General features: G+C 67.9%; 12 protein-coding genes and 1 tRNA gene. 5 read left to right on the top strand and 8 right to left on the bottom strand.

The window, feature by feature from the left end:
• Nucleotides 1–10: 10 nt before the first annotated feature.
• The gene (locus QUE68_RS02560) at nt 11–1003 is read left to right on the top strand and encodes a stage II sporulation protein M (RefSeq protein WP_284224371.1); all 993 of its coding nucleotides are present in this window, start codon (nt 11–13) and stop codon (nt 1001–1003) included.
• Between the two features lie 89 nt (nt 1004–1092).
• Here the strand turns inward: QUE68_RS02560 and QUE68_RS02565 are convergent, their stop codons facing one another.
• Genes QUE68_RS02565 through QUE68_RS02585 form a run of 5 tightly spaced genes read right to left on the bottom strand, consistent with a single transcriptional unit; the run spans nt 1093 to nt 6379 of the window.
• On the bottom strand, nt 1093–2415 hold the full coding sequence (locus QUE68_RS02565; RefSeq protein ID WP_286275113.1) for a DUF58 domain-containing protein: 1323 nt from the start codon (nt 2413–2415) through the stop codon (nt 1093–1095).
• A complete protein-coding gene (locus QUE68_RS02570; protein ID WP_286275114.1) occupies nt 2415–3389 on the bottom strand; it encodes an AAA family ATPase in 975 nt (324 codons plus the stop codon). Before QUE68_RS02570 ends, QUE68_RS02565 begins: the two co-directional genes overlap by 1 nt.
• Nucleotides 3386–4531 (bottom strand): DUF4350 domain-containing protein, encoded by a 1146-nt coding sequence (locus tag QUE68_RS02575; protein ID WP_286275115.1) that lies wholly within the window; start codon nt 4529–4531, stop codon nt 3386–3388. The genes QUE68_RS02570 and QUE68_RS02575 overlap by 4 nt, the downstream gene beginning before the upstream one ends.
• Complete coding sequence (locus QUE68_RS02580) at nt 4528–5181, bottom strand: DUF4129 domain-containing protein (RefSeq protein WP_284224375.1); 654 nt, start codon at nt 5179–5181, stop codon at nt 4528–4530. The genes QUE68_RS02575 and QUE68_RS02580 overlap by 4 nt, the downstream gene beginning before the upstream one ends.
• 1 nt (nt 5182) lies before the next feature.
• Entirely contained in the window at nt 5183–6379 is a 1197-nt protein-coding gene (locus tag QUE68_RS02585) for a hypothetical protein (protein WP_286275116.1), read from the bottom strand.
• Nucleotides 6380–6434: 55 nt separating this feature from the next.
• Here QUE68_RS02585 and QUE68_RS02590 point away from each other — a divergent pair, with 55 nt between their 5' ends.
• The 4 genes from QUE68_RS02590 (at nt 6435) to QUE68_RS02605 (ending at nt 9653) form a co-directional block, all read left to right on the top strand.
• Nucleotides 6435–6899 carry a GatB/YqeY domain-containing protein gene (locus tag QUE68_RS02590; RefSeq protein ID WP_284224377.1) on the top strand — a complete coding sequence of 155 codons (465 nt, stop codon included), beginning with the start codon at nt 6435–6437 and terminating at the stop codon, nt 6897–6899.
• A 41-nt stretch (nt 6900–6940) separates the two neighbouring features.
• Nucleotides 6941–7927, top strand: coding sequence for an LLM class F420-dependent oxidoreductase (locus QUE68_RS02595; RefSeq protein WP_284224378.1), 987 nt, complete (start codon nt 6941–6943; stop codon nt 7925–7927).
• Between the two features lie 67 nt (nt 7928–7994).
• Nucleotides 7995–8240 (top strand): hypothetical protein, encoded by a 246-nt coding sequence (locus QUE68_RS02600; RefSeq protein ID WP_286275117.1) that lies wholly within the window; start codon nt 7995–7997, stop codon nt 8238–8240.
• A gap of 351 nt (nt 8241–8591) precedes the next feature.
• Entirely contained in the window at nt 8592–9653 is a 1062-nt protein-coding gene (locus QUE68_RS02605; protein WP_286275118.1) for an NAD(P)H-dependent amine dehydrogenase family protein, read from the top strand.
• Between the two features lie 87 nt (nt 9654–9740).
• Here the strand turns inward: QUE68_RS02605 and QUE68_RS02610 are convergent.
• The 3 genes from QUE68_RS02610 to QUE68_RS02620 all read right to left on the bottom strand — a co-directional run bounded on the left by QUE68_RS02610 (nt 9741) and on the right by QUE68_RS02620 (nt 12191).
• Nucleotides 9741–9814 (bottom strand) — tRNA-Pro (locus tag QUE68_RS02610).
• 305 nt (nt 9815–10119) lie between these two features.
• Nucleotides 10120–11223, bottom strand: coding sequence for an L-cysteine desulfhydrase Cds1 (cds1, locus tag QUE68_RS02615; RefSeq protein WP_286275119.1), 1104 nt, complete (start codon nt 11221–11223; stop codon nt 10120–10122).
• Nucleotides 11220–12191 carry a metallophosphoesterase gene (locus QUE68_RS02620; protein WP_284224382.1) on the bottom strand — a complete coding sequence of 324 codons (972 nt, stop codon included), beginning with the start codon at nt 12189–12191 and terminating at the stop codon, nt 11220–11222. Before QUE68_RS02620 ends, cds1 begins: the two co-directional genes overlap by 4 nt.
• Nucleotides 12192–12245 lie beyond the last annotated feature (54 nt).

Here is a 12245-nt window from a genome sequence, read left to right on the forward strand (position 1 = left end):
GATTCGTCGGATGGATGTCGACGCATTCGTGCTGGCCCACCGGCCCGCGTGGGACCGACTGGAGTACCTGGTCAAGCGTCGACGCAAGCTGACCGGGGCCGAGGTCGACGAACTGGTCGACCTCTACCAGCGGGTGTCGACCCATCTGTCGATCGTGCGCAGCGCCTCGGGTGACTCGGTTCTGGTCGGCAGGCTCTCGGGGTTGGTCGCCACCGCCCGTGCCGCGGTCACCGGCGCCCACGCCCCGTTGTGGAGTGAGTTCACCCGCTTCTGGACGGTGTCGTTTCCCGTCGTGGCCTACCGGTCCTGGCGGTGGTGGTTGGGTTCGGCCGTGGCCTTCTTCGTGGTCGCCACCGCGCTGGGCGTCTGGGTGGCAGGCAGTCCCGAGGTGCAGGCGACGGTCGGAACCCCCTCGGACATCGCGGAGCTGGTCAACCGGGAGTTCGCCTCGTACTACAGCGAGAACCCCGCCGGTTCGTTCGCCCTGCGGGTGTGGACCAACAACGCCTGGGTCGCGGCTCAGTGCATCGGCTACGCGATCGTCCTGGGCCTGCCCATTCCGTACGTGCTGTTCTCCAACGCCGCGAACCTGGGTGTCGTCGGCGGATTGATGTTCGACGCCGGCAAGGGGGACGTCTTCCTCGGTCTGCTCCTACCGCACGGACTACTCGAGCTGACCGCGGTCTTCCTCGCCGCGGCCGCCGGGATGCGGCTCGGCTGGTCGGTGATCTCACCGGGCGACCGACCGCGGGGTCAGGTGCTGGCCGAGCAGGGGCGGGCCGTCGTCTCGGTCGCCGTCGGGCTGGTGGTCGTCCTGCTGGCATCGGGTCTCATCGAGGCACTGGTCACGCCCTCTCCGCTGCCCACGTTCCTGCGCATCGCGGTCGGCGTCGCGGCGGAGGTCGCGTTCCTGGCCTACGTGATCCACTTCGGGCGCAGGGCGGTTCGTGCAGGCGAGACGGGTGACGTCGCCGATGCCCCCGATCTGGTGCCCACCTCCTAGCAACCCCGCGGGCAGTCCGCAAGCGGCTCCAGCAAAGGGCCCTGAAATCCCGCGAATGAGGGCCCTTTGCGTCTGCTCGCGGGCGAAGGTTACAGCCGGCCGCTGGCCTTCATCGCCAGGTACCGGTCGGCCAACGCCGGCGCCAGCTCATCGGGCATCGCGTCGACGACGTCGACGCCGTGTCGCCGCAGTCGCGCGGCGATGGCGGCGCGGTCGTTGCGGGCCCGCTCTGCCGCGGCGGCGTCGTAGACCTCGGCGGCGTCGGAACGCCCGGCGGCGAGTCGGTCCACCCTCGGATCGCCGACCGCGGCGAGCACCACCTGATGCTTGGCCGCCAGCTGCGGAAGGACACCCATGAGGCCCTCGTCGAGCGCCGAGGGGTTCAGGTCGGTCAGCAGAACCACCAGCGCCCGCCGCCGGACGCGTCGCTGCACCGTGGCGACCATGGCTGCCGCATCGGATTCGACCAGCGCGGGCTCGAGCGGCGCCATCGCCTCGACGAGATGAGGGAGCAGTTCGGTGCGGGTGGTGTTGAAGACGGCCGCCCGCGGCACTCGGTCGTGGGCGATGAAGTCGACGTGATCACCAGCACGGGAAGCCAAGGCCGCCAACAGAAGTGCGGCGTCCATCGACCAGTCCAGGCGCGGCCAGCCGTGGGGGTCACCCGCGGTGGGGTCGACGCCGACCCGGCCCGCGGACGTCCGGCCCGTGTCCAGGACGAGCACCACCCGTCGGTCGCGTTCGGGCCGCCAGGTGCGGACCACGACGTCGGCCCGGCGCGCGGTGGCCCGCCAGTCGATGGATCTTACGTCGTCACCGAGGACGTACTCGCGCAGCGAGTCGAACTCGGTGCCCTGACCACGGATCAGAACCGGGATGGCGCCGTCGAGTTCGCGAAGCCTGGCCAGTCGGGACGGAAGGTGCTTGCGCGACAGGAACGGTGGCAGGATCCGCACCTGCGACGGCACGCGGTGCGACGTCTGCCTGCCCGCTAGTCCGAGGGGTCCGACGGACCGTGCCGTGACCATCGCCGAACGTTGGTCGCCGCGCCGAACGGGGCGCAGCGTGGTGCTGACCTGATGTCGTTGTTCACCAGCGACGTTCATGCGGTGAGTGCGCGGCTCCGCGCGGGCCGACGGCGCCCACGCGTCGCGCACCCACCCGCGAAATCTGCGTCGACCCGGGTTCTCGACGACCAGGGCGGTTTCGACGGGTTCGCCGAGGCGCGCGGCGCCGTCGCCGTTCCTGCTGAAGCGCAGCCGTCTGGTGCTGGCCGCCAGCGTCACGTCGACCGCGAGCGCCACCAGCAGCAGCGCCAGCAGAATTGCGAATGTCTTTGCAGGCCAGGGGGATACCCCGATCGGCAGCACGCAGATCAGGGCGACCAGGCCGGCGCGGCCGGTGACGACCACTAGCGCGGGACCGGCACCGCGGACAGGATGCCGTCGAGCACGCCGTCGGGGGTGGACCCCTCGAGTTCGGCCTCCGGCCGCAGGGCGATGCGGTGGCGCAGTGTCGGCCGGGCCATCGCCTTCACGTCATCGGGTGTCACGTAGTTGCGGCCCGACAACCACGCCCACGACCGCGACGTGGCGAGCAGCGCCGTCGCACCACGGGGTGACACGCCCAGCTGTAGGGCAGGGGATCGTCTGGTCGCGCCGGCGATGTCGACGATGTAACCGGTGACCTCGTCGGCGACGAGGACCTGGCGCACCGCGTCACGACCCGCCGCCAGCTCGGCCGGGCCCGCCACCGGCTGCACGGCGGAGAGGTCACGCGGGTCGAAACCCCTTGCATGCCTTGACAGGATGGTGATCTCCTGATCGCGCGGCGGCAACGGCACGTTGAGTTTCAGTAGGAACCGGTCGAGTTGAGCCTCGGGTAGCTGGTAGGTGCCCTCGTACTCGATGGGGTTCTGGGTCGCCGCGACGATGAAGGGGTCGGGCAGCGGCCTCGGGTCACCGTCCACGGTGACCTGCCGTTCCTCCATGGCCTCCAGCAGGGCAGCCTGCGTCTTCGGCGGCGTGCGGTTGATCTCGTCGGCGAGCAGCAGATTCGTGAACACCGGCCCGGCACGGAACTCGAACTCCGCGCTGCGAGCGTCGTAGATCAAAGATCCCGTGATGTCACCGGGCATCAGATCCGGGGTGAACTGCACCCGTTTGAAGTCCAGTTGCAGCGCCGCGGACAGGGTGCGGACCAGCAGCGTCTTGGCGACGCCCGGCACCCCCTCCAGCAGGACGTGACCTCGGCACAGCAGCGCGATGACCAGACCGCTCACCACGGCGTCCTGCCCGACCACCGCCTTGGCGATCTCGGAACGCAATGCCAACAACGCATTTCGCGCGCCGTCGGAGTCAACTGTCGATGTCGTGGGGTGACTCACGAGTCGATGACCTGCCTTTCGATGTCGTCCAGGAGTCGGGAGAGTTCGACCAGTTCGGCGTCGTCGGTGGGGGCGGGCCCGAAGAGTGCATACCCGAGCGCGCCGGGTGCGTACCGGATGCGTCCCGCCACCGCCGCCACGACCGAGGCGGGATCGGTCTGAACGCCAAGGCCCAGGCGTGGCGCGAGCCGGTGCAGTGTGGCGGTCCGCAGGGCCGACGCGGCTCGATCGCGGGCGCGGCGGGACCGGTACAACCTGCCGCGTCCCTCTACGGTCTCCGATGCCCGCACCACCACCGGGAGCTGCTCGGCGACCAGTGGACCGATCCGGCGACCCCGCCACAGCGCGACGAAGCCGACCGCCAAGCAGAGCTGCAGCACGACCCAGCCGACGCGGGCGGGGATGAGGTCCATGATCGACGTGGCGCCGTCCGATTCGCCCACGATGCGTTTGGGCGTATACCAAATGACGCGAGGGTAGACGCCAGCCAGGTTCATCGCCAGCGCGGCGTTCCCTTCCCGCACCAGGCCGGAATTGGTCATGAAGTTCGCGGTGCCGACGACGGTGACGGTGCGTCCGCGGTCGGCGTACCGGACCAGCGCGCCCCCGTAGCAGCTCGTCAGCCCGGTGCCGTCCGCGGTCGCCTGGTAGGTGTCGCTGAGGTCTAGTTGGACGCTGCCGGCGCGGGTTGCCTCACGCATGTCGCAGTCCGGTTGGCCACCGAAACTGGTCTTCTCGGCCAGGCGAACCCTTGGCGCCAGCGACTCCCTGGTGCGCGAGATCGGTTCGACCAGCAGAACGTCGCCCGGCAGGTCGCGCAACCGCTGCAAGCCGTCGTCGTCGAGCAGATACGGCGTGGGAGCCACCAGCAGAAGGGAATCCGGTTGCGCTGCTCGTGCGACCCCGGCGAGGTCATCGGTGGGCACCACCTCGACGCCACGCTCGGCGAGCAACGTGACGAGCGCGTGGGCGCCATCGGGTGAGGTGGCCTCCGGATCCATCCGGCCACCCGGCCGCGGCGCCGTGAGATAGGTGGACAGTACCGAGACGCCGACCACGACGACGAGTGCCAACAGCACCCAGCGCAGAGCGCGCCAGCGCTGCACGACGGTCGATCCGACCGCCGAGGAGGTATCGGTCATCGCACCTCGACCCAGGTGTCGTCGGCGGCCGCCGGGTCGGGTGTCGCCGAGGCGCCGGCGGCGTGGCCGAGCAGATGACCGTCGAGGTCGGCGACGAGCCGGTAGGCCACTTCGCTCCCGGGCAATTCGCCGTACGTGACGTCATTGAATGCCACTGCGGCGCGGCGCAATTCGTCGGCCAGCTCGGGAACGGCCCGACCCGCGTCGCGAGCCAGTTCGGTGGCCGTGCGCCCCGGCACGGGGATGAGCACCGCGGTCTGCTCGAGCTGACGGGCGATGGCGCGCACGCGGTGCTTGATCGCCGAAGCCCAATCACCCTGCGCGGCAGCCCGTTCCGCTACCAACCGGTGCTCTGCGGCACTCATCTCGACCGCTCCGAACAGTCCGCTGTCGCGGCCGCGATTGGTCCGCATCGCCCGACGTGCCACGCGGACGGCGACCACGACGGCGACGGTCACCAGGACGAGCAGCACGGTGATGGTCAGCCAGCCGCCAGGGACCGACGCGCCTCCCGACATGATCCGGTACACCAGGTCGTCGAGCCACCCCAGCAGCTGATCGGTGAGCGAACCCCGCGGGTAGATCGGCTTGCTCAACTCGCGCTGGGCGGCGTCGTGCGCCGCGTCGCGGTCGATGTCGATGGTGGTCACGTCAGCGTCGAGGGGTGAGCCAGAGGTCGTCGGTGCTGCCGACCATTCCCATCGCGCCCGTCTGCAGCACCAGGTCGAACGCCTCCGCCCTGATCCGCCGGTCGGTGTAGAGCAGCACGACCACGCCGGCGTTGAACGGGGCCGTGATGATCTGGCCGATCGCGCCGCCGACGCTGATCAACACCACCGCGATGACCATCGTGTTGGCGGATTCGCCGACCATCAACATGATCTGACCGACGAAGCTGAACGGTGCGGTGACGGCTCCGGACACCACGCCCGCCACGACCACGGCCAGCAGACGGATGCCGAACACCCGCCAGAAGTCGTTCTTCACCAGGGCGAACGACCTGGTGACGGCGGCCATCACGCCGATCCGCTCCAACACGATCAGCGTGGGGGCGAAGCTCAGCATCGTGTAGAGGTAGACCAGCAGGACGATCACGGCCAGGCCGAACAGCGCCCCGACCACGAACGCCGCCGGGCCGCCGGCGACCTGGACGACGACGGCCACCACCCCGACGACCACCGCGATGAGTACCGCGGCGCCGGCCGCCTCCAACGCGGTCACGCCGAGCAGGGGCAGCAGACGTCCGCGCACCCGTTGCCACGCCTCGCCGATGCCGATGGTCGCACCGAACACCGCCCTCCCGACCACGACCGTGAGCAGGCCGCTGAGCACGATCCCGGCCAGGGCGGTGGTGACGATGCCTGCGCCACTGGACAGCAGCAATCCGACGATCGTGGAGCCGGAGATGTCCGAGGCGTCCGACGGGCCGAACGTGTCCGCCGGCGGACGCGACAACAGCCCGGAGGCGGCCAGCGGCCCGATCTGTAGAAGCAGTGAGAGGACCTGAGCCACCACCACGACGATCGTGGTCAGTCCGAGCGTGGCCTTCGGGTTCGCCCGCACGTAGGTGATCGAGGCATTGAAGATGTCGGACAGGCTCAGTGGACGCAACGGGATGACACCGGGTTTGAGCGCGGCCGCCGGACCCATCGGGGGCCAGCCGCCACCCGGCGATGGATAGCCGCCATGACCGGGCGGCGGGTAGTAGGCCGGCTGGGGGGGCGGGGGCTGATGCCACGCGGGGGCCTGCGCGTAGGCGGGCAACGGATCGGCCAGCGGCGGTGGGGCGGTCCCGTCGGGCCCGCCGGCGTCGCTGCTCATGTCACCATCGTCGTCGATAGCGGTCATTATTCACAACGGTATTCAGGACGGGCGCCGGGTCGCCGGGCGTAGCGTCTACGCCATGGCGGAACTCAAGGATCGGCTGCGCGCCGACCTGACGGTGGCAATGAAGGCCCGGGACAAGCTGACCACCGCGACGCTGCGGATGCTGCTAGCCGCGATCCAGGCCGAGGAGGTATCGGGCAAGCAGGCCCGCGACCTGACCGACGACGACGTCCTCAAGGTGCTGGCACGGGAAGCCCGCAAGCGTGGTGAGGCCGCCGAGATCTACGTCACCAACGGGCGTGGCGACCTCGCGGCCAACGAGCGGGCCGAGGCCCAGGTCATCGACGACTACCTCCCAACGCAGCTCAACGACGACGAGCTCGCCAACGTCGTGAACACCGCCATGGCCCAGGTCGCCGAGGAGATCGGTCACCGCCCGGGTATCAAGCAGATGGGCCAGGTGATGAAGGCGGCCGTCGCCATCGCCGAGGGCAAGGCGGATGGACCGCGGCTGTCCGCTGCCGTGAAGGATCGGCTGTAACCGGGGTTTTCGGCGTGCCCGTAGCCGGGTAGGCGTCATTCATGACGCGATTCGGCTACACCCTGATGACAGAACAAAGCAGCCCCAAACAGCTTGTCGAGTATGCGATCTCGGCAGAGCGCCTCGGTTTCGACTTCGAGGTGAGCAGTGACCACTACTCACCGTGGCTCGCCGCGCAGGGGCACGCCCCCAACGCCTGGACCATGCTCGGCGCCGTGGCGCACGCCACCGAGAGGGTCGAGCTGTTCACCTACGTGACGTGTCCGACGATGCGCTACCACCCGGCGATCGTCGCCCAGCAAGCCGCCACGCTGCAGATCCTCGCCGACGGCAGGTTCACCCTCGGCGTCGGCAGCGGCGAGAACCTCAACGAGCACGTCGTCGGGAAGGGTTGGCCGACCGTCAAGCGGCGCCAGGACATGCTGACCGAAGCGGTCCAGATCATCCGGGAGCTGTTCACCGGTGACATCGTGGACTGGAAGGGCGAGTACTTCGAGGTGGACTCCGCCCGCTTGTGGGATGTCCCCGACGTGCCGGTGGCCATCGCCGCGGCGGTGTCGGGTGAGCGCTCGGTGCAGACGTTCGCGCCGCTCGTCGACCACCTCATCGCCGTGGAGCCGGACAAGGATCTCGTCGACGGCTGGCATTCGGCGCGCAAGGGCACGGGGCTGCCTGGTGACTCGCGCGTCGTCGGACAGATCCCGATCTGTTGGGACACCGACGAGAAGGCCGCCATCGAGCGGGCGCACGAGCAGTTCCGGTGGTTCGCGGGCGGCTGGTCGGTGAACGCCGACCTGCCGACGACCGCGGGTTTCGCGGGGGCCACCCAGTTCGTCCGGCCGGAGGACGTGGCGTCGTCGATCCCGTGCGGTCCTGATCTGGACGCCATCGTGTCGGCGGTCAGCAAGTACTGGGAGGCGGGTTTCACCGACATCGCGTTGGTCCAGGTCGGCGACGAGGGTCAGGACCGCTTTCTGGAGGAGGCCGCTCAGCCGCTCCTGGAGAAGCTGCGGGCCGCTGCATCTTGAGGATTCGTCGTTTGCTTTCGGACTAGGCTGGGAATTCTTAGCCCGTAGCAAACTACGAGGAGTGATCATGGGCTGGACGCTGGTTTACGCCTACGCCGCCGTGGCTGCCGCGGCCGCTGTCGCCGTCTTCATCCTGAGCGCGAGACTCGGCGACGAGCGCCGTCCGGCCGGGGAGCGCTTCGGTCTGAGTCTGGCCGCCGGGATGGTTTGGCCCATGATCCTGTTGGGGGTGGCCGAGATCGGCTCGTTCGCCATGTACGCGAAGGCGCACCAGCACGACGACGAGGATCCGCGCGTCGAGGTGTTGGTCTGACCGCACGGCTCGCGGCAATGATGCAGAAGGGCTCCGACCGGTGCGGTCGGAGCCCTTCTGCATCTGCGCTGTGGCGATGAGGATGGCGCTGGAACGTCTGAAATGCCATGTCATTCAGTCGAATCCGTTCGGACGGCACTGCTGCTTCTCGAGAGCATGTGCAGCATCGTGAAACGGCTTCTTGAAACCTCGTGTTGGATGTCTTGTTTTACGAAGAAGAGAATGTAATTCTCGTCTAGCGTCAATCCATTCTCACGTAGTCCTCGGAGCCTGCTCTGCTGCGTCATACCCGTGTGAACACCACCCGCCAAAGACTCGCCCGGGCAACGGGCCTCCTACCCGAAGGAACCGATGAGCAAGCTGCGTGTCATTCAATGGACCACCGGCAAGGTGGGAAAGCTCAGCCTGCGAGGCATCCTCGACGATCCCCGACTCGAACTGGTAGGTGTCTACGCCTACTCGGAGGACAAGGCAGGCACAGACGCCGGACCGTTGTGCGGTCGACCCGACACCGGAGTGCTCGCCACCACCGACGTCGACGCGCTGATCGCCCTGGACGCCGACACCGTCTTCTACAACCCGTTCATGGCCGACCTCGACCATGCTGTCCGACTGCTCGAAAGCGGCCTCGACGTCATCAGCACCAATCTGTTCCTCAACATCGGCGGCATCCAGGGCGAGACGAAGGCCAAGCTCGCCGCAGCCTGCGACAAGGGCAACAGTTCGCTCTACGTCACTGGCATCAACCCCGGCTGGATCAACACCATGGTCACGGCGATGACCGCCGTCTGTCGCGACGTCCAGAAGATTTCCATCGTCGAATCTGCAGATGTGTCCGTATACGAGTCGGCTGAAACGTGGCAGGCGTTGGGCATGGGACTGCCCGAGGTGACACCCGAAGTCGCTGCACTGGCGAAGTTCGGGTTCGGCACATTCGCCGACTCCGTCGAGCGCATGGCGGTGGCCTTGGGATTCGAAGTCGATGACATGGAGTTCGTGGTCGACCACCAAACAACCTCGGAAAAGGTCGAACTCGGTTGGTTCACCATGGAGAAGAACACCATCGCCGCTATCAGGGGCGGCTGGAATGCCAAGGTGAACGGCAAGACCATCATCGAGTCGCGCGTGGCTTGGTATCTAACGAAGAAACTCAACGGGGACTGGATATTCGACGACGATCACTACAAAGTGATGATTGAGGGTGAACCCGGTATCGACACTCGCATCCGCTTCCTTCCGCCCGACCACTGGGGCAATCACGAATGGGACACCATGACCGCCATGCCCGCCGTCAACGCCGCCCTCGGCGTGGCCGCAGCACCAGCAGGCATCCTGACCCTGAGCGACGTCGGACTCCCTTGCGCGCCAGCAGGAATCTGGCTTGGAACGGGGAGCGGGCCGCCCACTGAATGATTGCGCTGCCGACCCAGTGCGGACCGACACGGAAAAAGGCCCCGACCAGAATTACTGGAAAGGGCCTCTCACCTGCAATGACGCCAGTCGGGGTAGCGGGATTCGAACCCACGACCTCTTCGTCCCGAACGAAGCGCGCTACCAAGCTGCGCCATACCCCGCGTAGAGCCAGGCCAGCCTATCGCACCGGCCCAGCCCGAAGCCAAACGCCCAGCGCCGTCCCATCGCCCGCGTGACGGCTGACACCAACCGGGTCAGACCCCGCCGCGGTGGGTACAGGACTCTGGGAATGGAAATCGACGTGCACGACGTTGTAGCCAGCACGTTCGACCGATGACTCATCGAGGGAAGGCCAACACATGACCGGGTTGGGAGCCGCAGTCTACTTTGGATTGTTCGCCATCGCCGCATTGTGGTTGTTCGCGACGTCCGAACGCTTCAGCCGCGGTGCCTTCGAGGGCGGCGATCAGACCCAGCGGCCCGAGCGCTCGAATTCGTGGAGCACCGACGAGGATTCCGACGGGTCCAACCCCTTACTGGTGAGCCAGTCCTCGTCGAAGTAGGTGTCGGCGTAGCGGTCGCCCGCATCGCACAGGAGGGTCACCACCGACCCACTGCGACCCGCCGAGACCATCTCCGCCAATAAGCGGAACGCCCCCCAGACATTGGTGCCCGTCGACGGGCCCACCTTGCGACCCATGACCTTGCTGACGTGGTGGGCCGCTGCGACCGACGCAGCGTCCGGGACGATCATCATTCGGTCGATCACGCCCGGCAGGAACGACGGCTCCACCCGCGGTCGGCCAATGCCCTCGATGCGCGACGACGAACCCGTGACGTCGCGGCGCCCCTGCGAATAGGCGGGGAAGAACGCCGAGTTCTCCGGGTCGACGACGCACAACGCGGTGGCATGCCGCCGGTACCGCAGATACCGCCCGATCGTCGCGCTAGTGCCGCCGGTCCCCGCACCGACCACGATCCACTCCGGGATCGGAAACTCCTCGTCGTGCATCTGATCGAAGATGGACTCGGCGATGTTGTTGTTGCCGCGCCAGTCGGTCGCCCGCTCGGCGTTGGTGAACTGATCGAGGTAATGCCCGCCCGTCGCCTCGGCCAGCCGCTCGGCCTCGGCGTACACCTGCGACGACTCCGCCACGAGATGGCAACGGCCACCCTGCGATTCGATCAAGGCGATCTTCGCCGCACTGGTCGACGAGGGCATGACGGCGATGAACGGCAGGCCGAGCATCGCGGCGAAGTAGGCCTCGGAGACGGCCGTGGAACCCGAGGACGCCTCGATGACCGTGGTGTTCTCGCCGATCCAGCCGTTGCACAGACCGTAGAGGAACAACGAGCGGGCCAATCGATGCTTGAGGCTGCCGGTGATGTGGGTGGTCTCGTCCTTCAAGTACAGCTGGACCCGCACGCCGTCGCACCATGCCGACGGCAGGGGGTACCGCAGCAGATGGGTGTCGGCACTGCGCCTGGCGTCGGCCTCGATCAATCGGACCGCGTTGTCGACCCAGTCCCGGGGATGTCGGCGAACCGCGATGGAGGAGCTGTCGGTCACCGCGCCGAGACTGCCGGCTGGGATACGCCGGCCCGGCTCCCGAGGTTTCCGCCGCCGGTGGGAGCCGCCACCAGAGTCAACAGCGTCGCCTCCGGCCTGCAGCAGAATCGGTACGGGGCGTACGGCGACGTGCCGAGGCCCGCCGACACGTGCAGTTGCATGTGGGCGCCCCAGCGGGACGGACCCTTGGCCCGCGACGGGTCGAGGTCGCAGTTGGTGACGAGCGCGCCCTTGAAGGGCAGACACATCTGGCCGCCGTGGGTGTGGCCGGCCAGGACCAGCTGGTAACCGTCGGCGGCGAAGCGGTCCAGCACCCGCGTGTACGGCGCGTGGGTCAGCCCCAGCGTCAGGTTGGCCGCAGGGCTGGCGGGTCCGGCGATGGTCTCGTAGCGGTCGCGGGACAGGTGCGGGTCGTCGACGCCCGCGACCGAGATGAGCTGCCCCTTCACCTCGATCTCGCGGCGGGTGTGCGTCATGTCGAGCCAGCCGCGCTCGGTGAACGCCGCGCGCAGATCCTGCCACGGCAGCGGTTCGCCGGTGATCCGGTGCGACGGCCTGAAGATGTAGTTGGTCGGGTTCTTGGGCTGCGGGCCGAAGTAGTCGTTGCTGCCGAAGACGAAGAGACCGGGTACCGCCAACAGGTCACTCAACGCCTGGACCACCGACGGCACGGCCTTGGGGTGCGACAGGTTGTCACCGGTGTTGATCACCAGGTCGGGCTCCATACTGGCGAGCTCGCGAATCCAAGCCTGTTTGCGACGCTGCCCGGGGGTCATGTGGAAGTCACTGAGGTGCAGCACCCGCAGCGGGGAGGAACCCGGGGTCAGCACCGGCATGGTGGTCTCTCGCACGACGAACGCATTGCGTTCGATGAGCGTCGCGTAGGCGATCCCCGCGGCCAGTGAACCGGCGGCCAACGAGCCGGCCAGGGTGGCGGAGTTCCTCGAGTTCGTCGAACGGGCAAGCATGCACGCAGCCTACTGCCAGATCGCCGCAGGCACCTCGGAGTCACCCGCAGGCGC

The sequence above is a fragment of the Mycolicibacterium sp. TUM20985 genome (assembly GCF_030295745.1).
GTDB lineage: Bacteria > Actinomycetota > Actinomycetes > Mycobacteriales > Mycobacteriaceae > Mycobacterium.